The 16,122-nt window shown below is 69.6% G+C and carries 15 protein-coding genes; 10 read left to right on the forward strand and 5 right to left on the reverse strand.

Features of this window, described 5'->3' with window-relative positions; translation table 11 throughout:
• Positions 1–98: 98 nt before the first annotated feature.
• A complete protein-coding gene (locus tag QJS31_RS13115) occupies positions 99–518 on the reverse strand; it encodes a cold-shock protein (protein WP_029930919.1) in 420 nt (139 codons plus the stop codon).
• A gap of 179 nt (positions 519–697) precedes the next feature.
• Here QJS31_RS13115 and QJS31_RS13120 point away from each other — a divergent pair, with 179 nt between their 5' ends.
• The 4 genes from QJS31_RS13120 to QJS31_RS13135 all read left to right on the forward strand — a co-directional run bounded on the left by QJS31_RS13120 (position 698) and on the right by QJS31_RS13135 (position 5,197).
• Positions 698–928 carry a hypothetical protein gene (locus QJS31_RS13120; protein ID WP_282785832.1) on the forward strand — a complete coding sequence of 77 codons (231 nt, stop codon included), beginning with the start codon at positions 698–700 and terminating at the stop codon, positions 926–928.
• Between the two features lie 421 nt (positions 929–1,349).
• A complete protein-coding gene (locus QJS31_RS13125) occupies positions 1,350–1,973 on the forward strand; it encodes a transglycosylase family protein (RefSeq protein WP_282785831.1) in 624 nt (207 codons plus the stop codon).
• Between the two features lie 203 nt (positions 1,974–2,176).
• Positions 2,177–2,365: a hypothetical protein gene (locus tag QJS31_RS13130; RefSeq protein ID WP_029930916.1), complete on the forward strand. Its 189-nt coding sequence runs from the start codon at positions 2,177–2,179 to the stop codon at positions 2,363–2,365.
• 570 nt (positions 2,366–2,935) lie between these two features.
• On the forward strand, positions 2,936–5,197 hold the full coding sequence (locus QJS31_RS13135) for a helicase-associated domain-containing protein (RefSeq protein ID WP_306356929.1): 2,262 nt from the start codon (positions 2,936–2,938) through the stop codon (positions 5,195–5,197).
• A gap of 213 nt (positions 5,198–5,410) precedes the next feature.
• On the opposite strand, the gene QJS31_RS13140 is transcribed toward QJS31_RS13135, so the two are convergent.
• Both QJS31_RS13140 and QJS31_RS13145 read right to left on the reverse strand, forming a co-directional pair.
• The gene (locus QJS31_RS13140; protein ID WP_306356826.1) at positions 5,411–5,926 is read right to left on the reverse strand and encodes a hypothetical protein; all 516 of its coding nucleotides are present in this window, start codon (positions 5,924–5,926) and stop codon (positions 5,411–5,413) included.
• A 322-nt stretch (positions 5,927–6,248) separates the two neighbouring features.
• Positions 6,249–7,856: a cellulase family glycosylhydrolase gene (locus QJS31_RS13145; RefSeq protein ID WP_306356827.1), complete on the reverse strand. Its 1,608-nt coding sequence runs from the start codon at positions 7,854–7,856 to the stop codon at positions 6,249–6,251.
• 245 nt (positions 7,857–8,101) lie between these two features.
• Between QJS31_RS13145 and QJS31_RS13150 the strand changes: the two genes are divergently transcribed.
• The 5 genes from QJS31_RS13150 (at position 8,102) to QJS31_RS13170 (ending at position 13,338) form a co-directional block, all read left to right on the forward strand.
• Positions 8,102–9,760, forward strand: a complete 1,659-nt coding sequence (locus QJS31_RS13150; RefSeq protein WP_282784358.1) for a DNA repair helicase XPB — start codon at positions 8,102–8,104, stop codon at positions 9,758–9,760.
• Positions 9,761–9,803: 43 nt separating this feature from the next.
• Complete coding sequence (locus QJS31_RS13155) at positions 9,804–10,478, forward strand: DUF3239 domain-containing protein (RefSeq protein ID WP_282784360.1); 675 nt, start codon at positions 9,804–9,806, stop codon at positions 10,476–10,478.
• Positions 10,479–10,522: 44 nt separating this feature from the next.
• Complete coding sequence (locus QJS31_RS13160) at positions 10,523–11,161, forward strand: LysE family translocator (protein WP_282784362.1); 639 nt, start codon at positions 10,523–10,525, stop codon at positions 11,159–11,161.
• A 55-nt stretch (positions 11,162–11,216) separates the two neighbouring features.
• The gene (locus QJS31_RS13165) at positions 11,217–12,626 is read left to right on the forward strand and encodes a M1 family metallopeptidase (RefSeq protein ID WP_306356828.1); all 1,410 of its coding nucleotides are present in this window, start codon (positions 11,217–11,219) and stop codon (positions 12,624–12,626) included.
• Between the two features lie 67 nt (positions 12,627–12,693).
• Positions 12,694–13,338: a LysE family translocator gene (locus QJS31_RS13170; RefSeq protein WP_282784367.1), complete on the forward strand. Its 645-nt coding sequence runs from the start codon at positions 12,694–12,696 to the stop codon at positions 13,336–13,338.
• Positions 13,339–13,422: 84 nt separating this feature from the next.
• Here the strand turns inward: QJS31_RS13170 and QJS31_RS13175 are convergent, their stop codons facing one another.
• Positions 13,423–14,598, reverse strand: a complete 1,176-nt coding sequence (locus QJS31_RS13175; RefSeq protein ID WP_306356829.1) for a pyridoxal phosphate-dependent aminotransferase — start codon at positions 14,596–14,598, stop codon at positions 13,423–13,425.
• 174 nt (positions 14,599–14,772) lie between these two features.
• On the opposite strand from QJS31_RS13175, the gene QJS31_RS13180 reads away from it, so the two are divergent.
• A complete protein-coding gene (locus tag QJS31_RS13180) occupies positions 14,773–15,039 on the forward strand; it encodes a hypothetical protein (RefSeq protein WP_039809360.1) in 267 nt (88 codons plus the stop codon).
• Between the two features lie 128 nt (positions 15,040–15,167).
• Here QJS31_RS13180 and sigJ read toward each other — a convergent pair whose 3' ends face one another.
• On the reverse strand, positions 15,168–16,094 hold the full coding sequence (sigJ, locus tag QJS31_RS13185; RefSeq protein WP_306356830.1) for an RNA polymerase sigma factor SigJ: 927 nt from the start codon (positions 16,092–16,094) through the stop codon (positions 15,168–15,170).
• Between the last annotated feature and the right edge of the window lie 28 nt (positions 16,095–16,122).

Raw genomic sequence — 16,122 nt, forward strand, 5'->3', positions numbered from 1 at the left:
CCGGACGTACTGCGGACCTACCGCCCGGACGACACCGTCCGCCAACGCAATCGGGCCCCGGTGAGCGAATGCTCATCGGGGCCCGTCGTTTCGGCCGGTCAGTGGTCGAGTTCGCGGGCCACGCCGCGCACGACCTCGGCGATGCGCTGGGCCATCTTGCGATCGGGGTAGCGGCCGCGCTGGAGGTCGGGCTGCACCTTCATCTCCAGCAGCTTGATCATGTCCTCGACCAGGCCGTGCAGTTCGTCGGGAGTCTTTCGCGGAGCGGCGGGTTCGGCATTGCGGCGCTCGCCGCGCCCTTGGCCGCGCACGGACGGGGTCTCCAGCAGCTTGAGACTCAGGGCCTGGGGGCCGCGCCGGCCCGCCGCCATGCCGAATTCCACCCGCTGGCCGGGCTTGAGGGCCTCCACGCCCTCCGGCAATGCGGACGACCGGACATAGACGTCCTCACCCTCATCCTGGGAAAGGAAGCCGAAGCCCTTTTCGACGTCGTACCACTTCACCTTGCCGGTCGGCACTGCGCTCACCCGTTCGTTGTTCGGATGCCCGGCCTCCCGGGCACAACTCGTTGTCGGACCAAACGTCCGCAACCTATCCACTTGCGAAAGAACGCGCCCCACACAGGTATGAGGGACGCGAATGCTTCGAGTCTACCCCGGTGTGAATAGCCCGAGCACATCAGTTTTATGGTCTCGAGGTGTCCGACACCTCCTCGAACTCGACCCCGCGCAGGTCCGGGACCTGGCTGCTGCGTACCGCGATCGTCCTGTTCGCCATTGGATTGCTGGCGATCGTAGGCATTTTCGGCTGGGCGATTCTCGCCGATTCGGAGCCGGGGCTCTGGCTCTATCTCCTCGCCATGTGCGCACCGCTCGGATTTCTGTTCGGGTTGGTGTTCGCGCTGTGGTCGGGTCGGCGCTCGCGATAACCCGCCGGGGGTATCCGCGGACACGCGGATTGCCCATTCCGTTACCCGACTACACGTGTGATCTTCGTCACATAACGAGACGGTAACAGCGCGATGACAGGACCCTCTCGGACCAGACACGCCGTGACCACCAGCACAGACGGGTCTGCGGAAGCCCTTGTGCCGGATCGCCACTCGATCAGACCCGCCGGTTACCAAATAGTGATTTTTCGCGGCGGTAGTCGTAGTGTCTCTCGCTAGCCGGGTCAGCCCGGCGCCACCGGCCCGCCGCACCGAACCTCACCCCGCGGGTACGGACCCCCACACGGAACCAGGGGTGAGGGCGAGGAACAGCGCGCACCAGCGCGCCGGGACGGACGACCTCTCAGTTCGCCCCCGGTAGTCGGCCTCGCAGGAGCGTACGAGAGGAAACGACCCGAACATGAGTGGACGCCATCGCAAGCCGACCAACACCGGCCGCACCGTCGCCAAGGTCGCCGTCACCGGCGCCATGATCAGCGGCGCCGGAGTGGCCCTGGCGGGCAACGCCAGCGCGGCTCCCGACTCCGATTGGGATCGCCTCGCACAGTGTGAAGCAGGCGGCAACTGGTCGATCAACACCGGCAACGGGTACCACGGCGGCCTGCAGTTCTCGCCCAGCACGTGGCGCGCCCACGGCGGCGGCGAATTCGCCCCCAATGCCTACCAGGCCAGCCGCGAAGAGCAGATCGTCGTCGCCGAGCGCGTGCTCGCGACCCAGGGCTGGGGCGCTTGGCCCTCCTGCTCCTCCAGCCTCGGCCTGAGCAGCGCTCCGACGCCGCGCAGCGCCCCGGCCGAGGAGACCCCGCGCTGGAACCCCGGCGCCGCGCCGCAGACCCAGGCCGCCGACAGCAGCCATCAGGTCTTCCAAGCCGTCGACCGCGCCTTCGAGGTCGCCCAGCAGAACGGCATCAACATCCCGCAGGAGGCGCGTGCCTTCGTCGACGCGGCCAAGAACGGCGGCGTCAAGCTCGATCCCGCGGTGGTGGACTTCTTCGAGGCCAACAAGAACCTGCTTCCGCAGTAATCCCTGTCGCGTACGGCCGAGCCCCGCATCGATCGATGCGGGGCTTCGCCGCGCCGAGAACGCACCCGACATCCCCGGGAGCCGGGCCGCCGCGGTCGGGCGACCCGTGCCACCGCCCCCGTTTGCCGGAGAAGCGCCGTCCCCGTCGGAATATCCGGGTGCCGGGGCAGGCGGCCCCACCCTCCCCATGCCAGAATGAGCCCGTGGTGAACAAATCGAAGAAACCGTACGTCGACAATGGCTGGCCGGAAGTGCCGAGCGGTGAGCATGCCGTGACCGAACTGTCGTCGACTCGTTCCGGCAACCTCTCCCCCTACGGCGAGGACACCGAGTTTCCGCTTCCGGTCGATCAGCTGCCGTACGTGCACCCGCACACGGTCATCAACCGCTGACGACGCTTCACCCCATGCGGTTCGTGGCGCGACACGTCGCGCGGTGGCCGTCGCACGTCCGATTCGGCGCGACGGCCATCGAAACGTGCCCCATGACGCATACCGGCCGGTCGTCCTGCCACCGTGCCCCGCTGGTCCGCCGTGACCGGTAGCGGCCCCGACCACGCCGAGTTCTCCGACGGCACACCGGCTTCCGTACCGTCCGGCGGCGCCGCACCGGATGCGGTCAGCGCTCCGCGCTCGGCACCACCCGTGGGCGACAGCACGCCGACCACAGCGGCGAGCGGGGCGGTCGAATCCAGCGTCGTGGACGATGATCCGGGTTCGGCATCCGAGAGCGCCACGAGCGGTGCGAGTACCCCACCTGGTGTGGACGCGCCCGCCACCACGGCCGAACCCAGCGCGCCTGGTGTCGATTCCCCCGGAAGCAGCCCGGCGACCGCAGGTGCGGGTGTGGCCGACCGGCGGTCCGGAGCCGCCGCCTCGGAGACGAAGGCCGCCGGGCGCGGCAAGGCGACCGGCGCGAAGGGCCGCAAGGCCGCCGCCGAGGCCGCCTCACCGACGGAGTGGCTGGCGGCCCGGTCGGACGACGAATTGGTTCAGCTGTTGCAGCTGCGGCCGGATCTGGCTGTGCCGCTGCCCGGTTCGATGGCCGTGCTGGCGGCGCGGACCGAACAACGGGCCTCCGTGCTGCGAGCCACCGACGAACTGGACACGCTCGACTTCGCGGTGCTCGAGACACTGGCGGTGCACGGAGCGGCCGACGCCCGTACGCCCGTCGCCATGCCCAGAACGCGTCTGCACGAGCTGTTGGGCGATCGGGTGGGCAAGAAGGCGATCAACGCCGCCGTGGACCGCCTGCGGGCACGGGCACTGGTGTGGGGCTCGGACAAGGCGCTGCGGCTCACCCCGTCCGCCCAGGAGGCGCTACCGTGGCCGCTGGGCAGCACCACGGAGATTCCCGACGCCCTCACCGCGGCCGAGATCGCCACCGCGCTGGGCGAACTCACGTCACAGGAACGCGCGCTGCTCGACAAGCTCGCCACCACCGGCCCGCGCGGCCGCACCCGTGACGCCGCGCCCGGCACGCCCGCCGACCGTCCGGTGCGGCGGCTGCTGGCGCGCCGCCTGCTGAACTGGATCGACCCGGAGACCGTCGAACTGCCGCCCATGGTCGGCCAGGTGCTGCGGCGGGAACCGACCACCGATCCGCACGCGCTCACCCCGCCGCAGCCCGCGACCACCAAACTCACCGCCGCCGATGTGAACGCGGCCGCCGCCGGCGAGGTCGGCGAACTGCTGCGCCACAGCGCCACACTGCTGGAATCCCTGGGCCGCACACCGGCTCCCGTGCTGCGCTCGGGCGGGCTCGGGGTGCGCGAGATCCGGCGCATCGCCAAGCAGACCGGTATCGACGAGGCTCGCCTCGGACTACTCGCCGAGGTGCTGACCGCGGCCCGTCTGGTGGACCGCGGCATTCCCGAACCCGCACCGGACACCGAGGCCGACGACTACTGGGCCCCCACCACCACCGCCGATGCCTGGGACGCCGCCGCACCCGCCAAACGCTGGGTGGTGCTCGCCCGCGCCTGGCTGGAGCTGGACCGCTTCCCGTGGATGATCGGCCTGCGCGACGCCAATGACAAACCCCTGGCGGCGCTGTCGGCCGAGCTGCGTACCCTGCACGCCGTTCGCGATCGCCGCGCCATCCTCGACCTGTTGGGCGAATTTCCGTCCGGTACAGCGGTACCGGCGGCGGAGCTGAGCCGGGTGCTGGCCTGGCGGCAGCCACGCTGGCGGCGGCACTTCCGCACCGACGCGGTGGCGAGCACCCTGGCCGAGGCACAGGCGCTGGGACTGGTGGCGCACGGTGCGCTCACCTCTGCGGGCCGAGCCCTGCTGCACGGCAACGAATCCGGTCCCGCCGATGCCGAGGCCGCGATGGCGGCGGCGCTGCCGGAACCGGTGGACCACGTCCTGGTGCAGGCGGATCTGACGGTCATCGCGCCCGGCCCGCTCACCCCCGAACTCCAGGACCGCATCTCCCTGGTCGCCGAGGTGGAATCCGCCGGTGCCGCAACGGTGTACCGCATCAGCGACACGTCCGTGCGGCGCGCCCTGGACGCCGGAGCCACCGCCGCGGAACTACACAATCTGTTCACCACGCACTCGCGCACCCCGGTTCCGCAGTCGCTGACCTACCTCATCGACGATGTGGCGCGCCGCCACGGCCGGCTGCGGGTCGGGATGGCGCAATCCTTCGTGCGCAGCGAGGATCCGGCGCTGCTGGCCGAGGTGCTGGCCGCCCCGGTGGCCGGACAGCTGGCGCTGCGGGCCGTCGCGCCCACGGTGGCGATCTCCCAGGCGCCGCTGGGCGAGGTGCTGGAGCAGTTGCGGGCGGCGGGTTTCAGCCCGGCCGGTGAGGATTCCTCCGGGGTCGTGGTGGATCTGCGGCCGCGCGGCATCCGCGTCGCCCCGCGGCCGAATGCGCGGCCGGTGTACCGTCCGAACCCACCGAGCCCGGAGCAGCTGCGGTCGCTGGTGGGCGAGCTGCGCGCGGGAGAGCTTGCGGCACAGGCGCGTTCGGGGCAGGCAGTGCGTTCGGACGGCACCCGCACCAGCACCGCCGCCACCCTCGCCCTGCTGCAATTGGCCGCCCGGGTCCACCGTCCGGTGCACATCGGCTATGTGGACGCGCAGGGGGTAGCCACCCAGCGGGTGGTGGAGCCGGTCAAGGTGGGCGGCGGCCAACTCGACGCCCTGGACACGGTGACCGGCACGGTGCGCACCTTCACGCTGCACCGCATCGCCTCGGTGGCCCTGGTCGACTGAGCCGCCATGGCTCCGGTGACACAGCTTCGCCGACTCCGATCGGGTGGGCCGCCGGCGGCCGGAGGGTGCTGCGCCTGTTCCGTCCCCGCACCAAGCGCGGCGGCGCGCGTATGGCGCTGACCGGCCGGGTTCGCGGCTTCGGGCACGGCTTCGACCGCCGGAAGCACGATCGGCCCGCCGCACCCCGGTGCGGCGGGCCGATCCGGTCCCCGGTCAGCTCTGCGGGCTGCCCAGGCAGAAGGTCATCTTGGGATCCGGGACGATGCGGTAGCCGATGGCCGCGGTATCACAGAGGAACTCGTCGGTCTGTCCGTCGATGCGCTTGGTCACCTTGAACGACGCCTCCGGAGCGGAGCAGTCCACGCTCTTGTATCCGGTGGTGGGGCTCTCGTTGTAGCAGGCGCCCTCCTTGAAGTTGGGGGCCAGGCACAGGAACGCGGTGGTGCCGCCGTTCAGGGTCTCCTCGTAGGAGGTGTACTCCTCCTTGCACTCGGTCTGGGTGTCGTGGACGTCCATGACCTTGTAGACGGCCTTCTCGGAGGAGCAGTCGACCGGCTCCGTCTCGGAGTCGACCGCGGACCCGGAGATGACATTGATGCAGTCACCGACCTGCGCCTTCGCGGTGTCGGACTTGCTGGCCTCTTGGAACATCGAGCATCCGGCCAGCGCGGCGACCGCCACGAGAGCCAGCACGAGGCGCGCGATAAGCCTCGTTGGTGCGAACTTCACCTGCGAAAACCTTTCTCACCGAACCGTTCACGGCCGCCGTGAACGGCCTGAGGGTACCCGCAGGCGACCGGCGACCGCATCAGTCCCGCGATGGAGCGGCGGATCAGTAGTAGTACATCCCACCGCCACGCATGCCCAGCAGCGACAGGTTGAGGATCATGGGTAGGAAGTTGTTGAGCAACTGCAGACTGAAGTAGTTCACAAGTGTTCCCTCTCAATTATCTGGGCACATGACCAGCTATGGGTCTCGCGCCCGTGTGTCGTGCCGGATCGCCGTCCCGTTACAGACCGGCGCGCCCCGGGTTTCCGGGGCGGCACAGCCTCAACTCGACCCCGCGGAGCCGGTGGCCGCCGAGCCCGGCACCGCCGACCCCGAATCGCCCGAACCCGTTCCGGCGGAACCGGACTCGATCGAACCACCACTCGCCGATCCGGTGCCGACCGGCCCCTCCGGAACGGTCTCGCCCGCCGAATCGGGCCGGTTGACGTACACCGAGACCGGCGCACTCGTGTCGGCGACCACCGTCACCACCCGCGCCCCCGGAGCCGAGGTGACCGTGCCGCCCTCCACTCGCACCCGGTACCCGTCCGGATAGTGCAGATCCGATACGTAGATCTCGGTCGGCCCGGTGGCGGGACGCGGACTATAGCGGTAGGCGAAGTCGCCGTCGGCGGGATCGAAGACCATCCGGCCGGGCACGCCCGCGGTGGCACGGGGGTAGGTGCGCACGAGTTCGCGGCCGAGCTCGCCGTGGAAGGGATCGGGGCGCGGACCGCCCGCCCCGAAGCGGGAGGCGTAGTGCCAGTACATCCAGCCGATGAAGCGCTCGTCGGCGCGCACCAGCGTATTGCGCAGCACGGTGGCGTCACCGTCGCCGAACTCGGTCACCAGCGTGGGTATCCCGGTGCGGCGGGTGAAGGCGTCGATATTGCCCCAGGTCTTGTCCTGCTGCACCCCGCACAGGGCCCGCAGCCCGTCGGGCAGGCCCAGGTAGATGGCCAGCTGGCTGGGAATGCAGTAGTCGTGCGGCGCGAAGCCGATATCGGGCGCGGTGATGGGCGGATTCTTGCCCAGGTTGGTGGGCATGGTCTCGTTCCAGGTCACATTGGGTTCCCAGAAGATCATCAGATCGGCGGCGCGGGCACGCACCGCATCGGTCAGCCGCTGCATGGCCGCCTGGTAGACGGCGTCGAAGCCGGGACAGCCGTCGGGGAAGCAGGACAGGAAGGCCGAACCCGGCCACGGCTCGTTCATGAGCTCGATCCCGAGCATGCCCGGCCGCTCCGCCAACCGCGCGGCCAGCGCGCCGAGTGCGACGCCGAGCTGGTCCAGCACCCCATTGTCGTTGTGCCACACCTCATCCCAGCCGCGATTCATACTGGGCATCAGATAGTAGAGCGGGAAGCCCGGATTCGGCTCCAGCGCGCCGGGCCGGGAGCGCAGCGACCATTCGGGAAAGCCGTTGCCGCCCCAGATCTTCGACAGTCCGTCCTGGTGATTGTCGATCAGCGTGTAGATGCCGCGCGCCGCGAGGAGGTCCACCACCGCGGCGACCCGGTCCAGGTACGCGGTGTCGACGACGCCCCGGGTGGGCATGAGGCCGTCGAAGGCGACGCCGAGCCGGACCACGTTGAATCCGTGCCGGGCGAGTAGTTCCGCGTCCTCGGCGGTCAGGGTGAAGCCGTCGCCGAGTTCGATGTAGGGGGCTTCCTTGTCCACATTGTTGACGCCGTGCAGCAGCACGGTGCGCCCCGCCTCGTCGACGAACCGATCGTCCTCGACGTGGATATCCGGCAGCGCGGGCGGCGCCGCCGCCCCCGGTGCCGCCACCAGCAGCGCTGCCCCGATCACCATCGCGGCGAGGCCCGCCACCCAGCGCCCGCGCCGTCGCCGTCCGCCCGCGTCGTCCCCCGCTCCGACCCCGCGCATCGAATCACCCGCTGTCCGTCGACTCCAATTAGCTGGACGTACGTCCAAATGAGGTGTGATCTTAGCCATCGAAACTGGGGTCTTGCGGGCTTTCCGACGAATGAACTTCACCCGGTCACACCGCGATTGTCACAGCACCGACCCGCCACTGGGAAGGAACACACCCGCGGGACCCGGCGCGGTGTCGGCGGCTTCGGGAAGAATGGTCGACGGCCCGGGTGGGCGGGCCCGATCCAGGAGGTGGCATGACCGACGGTCCATTGATCGTGCAGAGCGACAAGACGCTGCTGCTGGAGGTCGACCACGAGTCGGCCGACGCGGCGCGGCAGGCGATCGCGCCGTTCGCCGAGCTCGAACGCGCGCCCGAGCACGTGCACACCTATCGGATCACACCGCTGGCGCTGTGGAACGCGCGAGCGGCCGGACACGACGCCGAGCAGGTGGTGGACGCGCTCGTCACCTATTCGCGGTACGCGGTGCCGCAGCCGCTGCTGGTGGACATCGTCGACACCATGGCCCGCTACGGGCGGCTGCAACTGGTGAAGCATCCGGCGCACGGGCTCACGCTGGTCTCGCTGGATCGCGCGGTGCTGGAAGAAGTGTTGCGGCACAAGAAGATCGCGCCCATGCTCGGCACCCGCCTCGATGACGACACCGTGATCGTGCACCCCTCCGAACGCGGCCACATCAAGCAGGCGTTGCTGAAGATCGGCTGGCCCGCCGAGGATCTGGCCGGGTATGTGAACGGCGAGGCGCACCCCATCGACCTCGATTTCGAATCCGGCGGCTGGCACCTGCGCGACTACCAGGAGATGGCCGCCGACTCCTTCTGGGCGGGCGGTTCCGGCGTGGTGGTGCTGCCCTGCGGCGCGGGCAAGACCATGGTGGGCGCGGCGGCCATGGCCAAGGCCAAGGCGACCACCCTGATCCTGGTCACCAATACCGTGGCCGGGCGGCAGTGGCGGCGCGAACTGCTGGCCCGCACCTCGCTCACCGAGGACGAGATCGGCGAATACTCCGGCGAGCGCAAGGAGATCCGCCCGGTCACCATCGCCACCTATCAGGTGATCACCCGCAAGACCAAGGGCGAGTACCGCCACCTCGAACTCTTCGACAGCCGGGACTGGGGCCTGGTCATCTACGACGAGGTGCACCTGCTGCCCGCGCCGGTCTTCCGCATGACCGCCGATCTGCAATCGCGGCGGCGGCTGGGCCTGACCGCCACCCTGGTGCGCGAGGACGGCCGCGAGGGCGACGTGTTCTCCCTCATCGGCCCCAAGCGCTACGACGCGCCGTGGAAGGACATCGAGGCGCAGGGCTGGATCGCGCCCGCCGACTGCGTCGAGGTGCGGGTGACGCTCACCGACGCCGAGCGCATGGCCTACGCCACCGCCGAACCCGAGGAGCGCTACAAGCTGTGCTCCACCGCGCGCACCAAACTCGCGGTGGTGGAATCGATTCTGGCGCAGCACCGCGACGCGCCGAGCCTGGTCATCGGGGCCTATCTGGATCAGCTGGAGGAACTGGGCGAGCATCTGAACGCACCCGTGATCCAGGGCTCCACCCGCACCAAGGAGCGGGAGGCGCTGTTCGAATCGTTCCGGCAGGGCGAGATTCCGGTGCTGGTGGTCTCGAAGGTCGCCAATTTCTCCATCGACCTCCCGGAAGCGTCGGTGGCGGTGCAGGTCTCGGGCACGTTCGGATCGCGGCAGGAGGAGGCGCAGCGGCTGGGCCGTCTGCTGCGGCCGAAACAGGACGGCGGGCAGGCGCACTTCTACTCCGTGGTCGCCCGGGACACCCTGGACGCCGAATACGCGGCGCACCGACAGCGTTTCCTGGCCGAGCAGGGGTACGCCTACCGCATCACGGATGCGGACGACCTACTGGGTCCGGCGATAGGATAAAAATGGAGCGGCAGCCTCCATAAAAGGGCGGGAGGGAACCGACGTGCGACGGCGCTTCGAATTCACGGTCGATCGTGAGCATGCCCGAACGGTCAACGAGGTCGCCGCCTACCTGCGGCGGATTCGGGTGCTCGCCATCGCCGCGTCGATCGTGCTCGGCGTGGGGACCGGCTACCTCATCTGGCTCGACCACCCGTGGTCCTACCTGCTCGCCGTCGCCTTCGCCCTGGGCGCGGCGACCGCGCTGTTCGTGGGACTGTGGACCCCGCATCGCGCCCGCATCGACAAGCTCTACGCCACCGGCGCGCTCGTCCCCGCGGTCGTCTCGGAGAGCACCGCCAAGGGCACCACCCTGCTGGCCCTGGTGGATCTGGCCAAGCCCACCGCCGACGGTCCGCGCTACGCGCTGGTCACCCGCACGGTCCGCAGCCTGCCCGGCCACCGGATCCGCGCCGGGGAGCGGGTGCCCTCGGTGACCGTGCGCATCGACCGCGCCCCCGCCTCCGTGGGCGAGCTGTGGCATGCGGTGACCATGATGCCCATCGCCTGGGGCACCCGGGATCTCAATGTCATCGAGCGTGCCCGCACCACCATCCACGAGGTGGAATGGCAGCTGCTCACCGACAATCTGGACCTCGCCGCCAAGGTGCGCCGGGTCGACGCCAAACGACTGCTCATCGATCCGCAGCAGCTGCCGGACGAGCTGCGCGGGACCTGATATTCCGTGGACCGGAGATAGGTGCACGCGCATACACTGAGTCGATGATCCCTGCCGCAAATCTGCTGGCCTTTCTCGTCGCGGCCACCGTTCTGATCGTAATCCCCGGTCCCGGTGTACTTTTCGTCATCGGACGCGCCCTCGCCAACGGACGGCGGGCGGCCCTGCTGTCGGTGCTCGGCCATTCGGTCGGGGTGCTGCTGGTCCTCCTGTGCGTCGCCGCCGGGCTGGGCGCCCTGGTCGCCGCGTCCGCGGTCGCGCTGACCATCGTGAAGGTGGTCGGGGCGCTCTACCTGATGTACCTCGGCATCCAGGCCATCCGCGACCGCAAGTCACTGCGGGCAGCGCTGCGGGCCGACGTGGAGCCGGCGCATCGGAACAAGATGCTGCGCCAGGCGTTCCTCGTCGGGGTGAGCAACCCCAAGGCCATCATCTTCTTCTCGGCGGTGCTGCCGCAGTTCGTCGATCCGGCGAGCGGGGCGATACCGCTGCAAATGCTGATTCTGGGCCTGGCCTTCCTGCTCATCGCCCTGGTCTCGGACAGCGCGTGGGCGCTGCTCGCTGGGACGGCGCGCAGCTGGTTCGCGCGCTCACCCAAGCGGCTGGAGGCGGTCGGCGGCGCGGGCGGCGTCATGATCTTCGGGCTGGGCGCGAGCGTGGCGGTGTCGGGCACCAGCCACTGACACGCGGCGGTTAGCATCGGCTGATCGGCAAGGGATGCCGGAAAGGGGCAGCTCGGTGACTTCTCGCAGGTGGTGGCGGTACGCGGTGGCGAGTGTCGCGTTGGCGTCGGCCGCCTCGGCCGCTCCCGCGCAGGCACAGCCGGTCGATCCGCTGGCGGGTGCGCCCGGGCTCGGTGACCCCTACTACCCGTTGGACGGCAATGGCGGCTACGACGCCACTCATTACGACGTCGCGATCGACTACGACCCGCCCACCCGGCACCTGACCGGTTCGGCCCGGGTGCACGCCCGGGCCACCCAGGCGCTGCGCACCTTCAATCTGGACTATGCCGGTCCGGAGGTGGCGACAGTGACGGTGAACGATCTGCCCGCCCGGTTCGACCGCACCGACGAACACGAACTCGTCGTCACCCCGCTGCTGCCGCTGCTGCCCGGCCTGCCGTTCACGGTCGAGGTCGACTACGCGGGGCCGGTGGGTGCGGACGAGAATTCCGGCTGGTACGTCTCCCCCAGCGGCGGGGCCTTCGTCGCGGGCGAGCCGCATTCGGCCACCAGCTGGTACCCGCTCAACGACACGCCAACGGACAAGGCGACTTTCACGCTGACCGCCACGGTGCCGCAGGAGTGGGAGGTCATGTCCAACGGCGCCAAGACCACCGATACGGTGACCGACGGTCGCCGGACCACGCGGTGGGAGTCGCGGCATCCGGTGATCGGCTACCTCACCACCGTCGCCATCGACCGCTTCGAATTCCTGGAACAGCGCCGCGCCGACGGCACCCCGCTGCTGAGCGCGTTCGCACCGGATGCGGTGGACGCCAAGGAGAACGAGTTGCGGCTGCCGGAGATTCTCGACTTCGGCGAGGAACTGTACGGGCCCTACCCCTTCGATGTGGCGGGCGGCATCTACGTCGACACCGACCTGGAGTTCTCGCTCGAAACCCAGACCCGGCCCATCTACGCGCCGTGGACGGATCTGCAGACCGTGGTGCACGAGATCGCTCACCAGTGGTGGGGCGATTCCATGTCGGTGCGGCAGTGGTCGGATATCTGCCTGAACGAATGCTTCGCCAGCTACACCGCCGACTATCTGTGGCCGGAGCGCAAGGAAGGCAGGGACGTCGACGCGGAGTACCGCGACACCGTGGCCGAGTTCTACGACAATCCCAAGTTCTGGCAGATCAAACTCCAGGATCCGGGCGTGGGGTACGAGTTCACCTCCGTCTACTACCGCGGCCCGCTGTTCCTGCACGCCCTGCGCCGCACCCTCGGCGACGACGTGTTCTTCTCCGCCATCCGGGATTTCGTGGTCGGGCACGCCTACGGCAACGCGTCCATGCCGGAGTTCCGCGAGTTCGTGCGGTCCCGCACGAGCCACGATCTGACCGGGTTCTTCACCGCCTGGCTGGACCGCGAGGAACCGCCCGCCGACGAATACCTGTATCCGGGCACGCTGCGCTCGTGATCGGCCGGGCCAGTGGTTGCCGACTGGCCCGCGACAGCAGGCACACGGGCCGGGGAGTATCGACCGCATGATCGAGGCGACGGCGATACTGGGCGTGGCGGCCGCGGCGCTGGGGTTGGTGCTCACCCCGGGACCGAACATGATGTACCTCGTCTCCCGCACGGTGTCGCAGGGACGACGGGCCGGATTCGTCTCGCTGGCGGGCGTCGCGGTCGGCTTCGCGTGCTATCTGGGCGCGGCGACGGCCGGAATCACCGCGGTCTTCGCGGTGGTACCCGGCCTGTACCTGACGATCAAGTTCGCCGGGGCCGCCTATCTGGCCTGGCTGGCCTGGAAGGTGCTGCGCCCCGGCGGCATCTCGGCGTTCGCCCCCGACGCGCTGCCCGCCGATCCGACGCGACGACTGTTCACCATGGGGTTGGTGACGAACCTGCTCAATCCCAAGATCGCGATCATGTACATGGCGCTGATCCCGCAGTTCGTGACGCCCGAGCACGGGCGGGTGTGGTTGCAGAGCCTGTGCCTGGGCGCGGTGCAGATCGCCATCGCCCTGGCCGTGAACGGTCTGATCGTGCTGGGCGCGGGGGCGGTCGCGGGCTTCCTGAGCGGGCGGCCGCTGTGGCAGCGGGTGCAGCGGTGGGTGACCGGGACCATGCTGGGCGCGATGGCCGCCCTGCTCGCCGCCGACCGGGCGCGGCCGGTGCCCGCCTGATCCGAGGCCGCGCACCGGGCGCCACCCGGCGGGGCCGGGGCGGACGACCCACACGGCCGACTATTTCCGGCCGTGCCGACCGGGTCAGCCCACCTGGACACCGGCGCGCAGCCGCCGCACCCCCTCCTCCAGGGTCTCGTCCCGCTTGCAGAAGGCGAAGCGCACCAGATGGTTCCAGGCGGCACGGTCGTCGGCGAATACACTCACCGGCACGGCGACCACCCCGAGGCGTGCGGGCAGCTCACGGCAGAACGCCAGGGCGTCGGTCGCGCCCAGCGGGGTGATGTCGGCGCAGACGAAATACGTTCCGTCACTGCGCTTCACCGCGAACCCGGCCTCGGCCAGAGCGGACGAGAGCCGAAGCCGCTTGTCCGCCAGTGCTTCCCGCAGGTCGGCCACCCACCGCTGTTCGTGCTCGATGGCGTGCGCGACGGCGGGCTGGAAGGGGCCGCCGCCGACGAAGGTGAGGAACTGCTTGGCGGCCAGCACGCCGTCCAGCAGCGGCGCGGGAGCGCAGGCCCAGCCGATCTTCCAACCGGTGACGCTGAACGTCTTGGCGGCGCTGGAGATCACGACCGTGCGCTCGAACATGCCCGGCAGCGTGGCGATGCTGATGTGCTCGTGCCCGTCGAAAGCCAGGTGCTCGTACGCCTCGTCGGCCATGACGAGGAGGTCGTGTTCGACGGCGAGTTCGGCGATGGCGGTGAGGTCCGCGCGGCCGAGTACCGTGCCGGTGGGATTGTGCGGCGAATTCACCAGCAGCATGCGGGTTTCGGGGGTGATGGCGGCACGCAGGCTGTCCAGGTCCAGCGCGAAGCCGTCGCCGTCGGGAACCAGCCGGGCGGTGCGGCGCTTGGCCCCGGCGAGGGCGACGGCGGCGGCGTAGGAGTCGTAGTACGGCTCGATGAGCACCACCTCGCGCCCCGGCTCCACCAGCCCGAGGATGGTGGCCGCGATGGCCTCGGTGGCGCCGACGGTGACCAGCACCTGGCTGTCGGGGTCGTAGGCGGTGCCGTAGCGGCGGGCGCGATCGGCGGCGATGGCTCGGCGCAGCACGGGCATGCCGCGGCCCGGCGGGTACTGGTTCAGACCGTCGGCGATGCACTGCCGCGCCACCTCGAGCATGCCGGCGGGACCGTCGCTGTCCGGAAACCCCTGACCGAGGTTGATCGCGCCGTGGCGAACGGCGAGTTCGGTCATCTCGGCGAAGATGGTGGCTCCGAAGGGGCGGAGGCGTTCGACGGTGGGAACGTAGGGCATGTCCGGAGAGTAGCCCACCGGGCGAAATGGTTGCGAAGCGATAGCGAATGCCTATGTTTCACTTTTGAAATAGCTTGTCTACCAGTGTGATTGTGCATTGACCCAATGGCGGCTAGCCTCCCCGTGTTCCATCTCACACCCACCCTCGCCGGTGGATCAACGAAAGGGGCGCACATGGCCTCCTTTATCGACCTGCTGTTACAACCCGTCGCGGTCGTCGATCATGCCCACCACATCGCAAACCAGCTCATCGGCTGGGCCACCGGGTCGACCACCCCGGACTGGAGCACCGGATCGAGCTTCCCGCCCTCCGGCTCCGGCGGGAACTCCGGCTCCGGAACCGGATCCGGGATCGGCAACTGCACACCCACCGGATCGGTGAGCCTGTCCGGCGGCATGGAATGCGAGAGCGGTTCCGCGGTGCAGACACCGCCGAACTGACCGAATCCGGTGTGCGGCAGGACCGTCGGGGGTGTGCCGCCCACTCGGATGTGGACGGCGCGGTCGCACGTGCGCGACCGCGCCGTCGCGCTGTCCTAGGTTCGCCGAATACCGGTTCGCCGAATGCCTCAGCGCGACAGGCGAATGCCGGACAGCTTGGCCGGATTCGCGAGATCGTAGATACCCCAGATCTTTCCGTCCGCCACCGTGAAGCCGTACACCCGGCGCGGATTGCCCGGATGGTTCTCCCCCGGTTCCCGCTCGTGCACCAGCACGCCCAGTTGACCGTTGACGAGTACCGGTTCGAACACACCGCTGGCGAAGGCGGCGGGATCGTCGAATCCGAGCTTGCGGCGCAGTCCCAGGAACAGCCGGGCGACCCTGTCCGCACCGGTGACCACATTGATGGCGGTGGCGGTGGTGCCGCCCGCGTCGCCGATGGTGCGGGCGTCCGGATGCAATACCGCCACCACCCGGTCCAGGTCACCGGAATACATGGCCTCGATGAGCCGCTGCACGACGGCCTCGTGCTCAGGATCGGGAACCGGCTCCGGGCTGCGCGCCGCGGCCTTGCGCGCCCGCGCGGCGAGCTGCCGAGCGGCGTCGGTGGAAATGTCCAGGATATCGGCGATCTCGTCGAACGGCACCGAAAAGGCTTCGTGCAGAACGAAAGCCACGCGCTGCGGCGGAGTGAGGTTGTCCAGCACGATCATCGCCGCGAAGCGGGCGTCCTGCTTGCGGACCACCGCGGCCAGCGGATCGGGGGTGCTGGAGGGGTTCGGCGCGGTCACGATCGGCTCCGGAAGCCACTGCCCCACATAGGTTTCCCGGCGCACCGCGGCACTGCGCAGGCGATCCAGGCAGATGCGGCTGACCACGGTGGTGAGCCAGGCGCGCAGATCCTCGATCTCGTACTGGGGCGTGGTGGCCAGGCGCAGCCAGCTCTCCTGCACCGCGTCCTCGGCGTCGGTGACGCTGCCGGTCAGCCGATAGGCCACCGCGAGCAGGTGCGATCGATGGGATTCGAACAAATCGGCGAGCAGTGCGGCAACCACCGTGGTGATCCTATGCCAGCATGAGGCG

The sequence above is a fragment of the Nocardia sp. CC213A genome, from assembly GCF_030766805.1.
GTDB lineage: Bacteria > Actinomycetota > Actinomycetes > Mycobacteriales > Mycobacteriaceae > Nocardia > Nocardia otitidiscaviarum.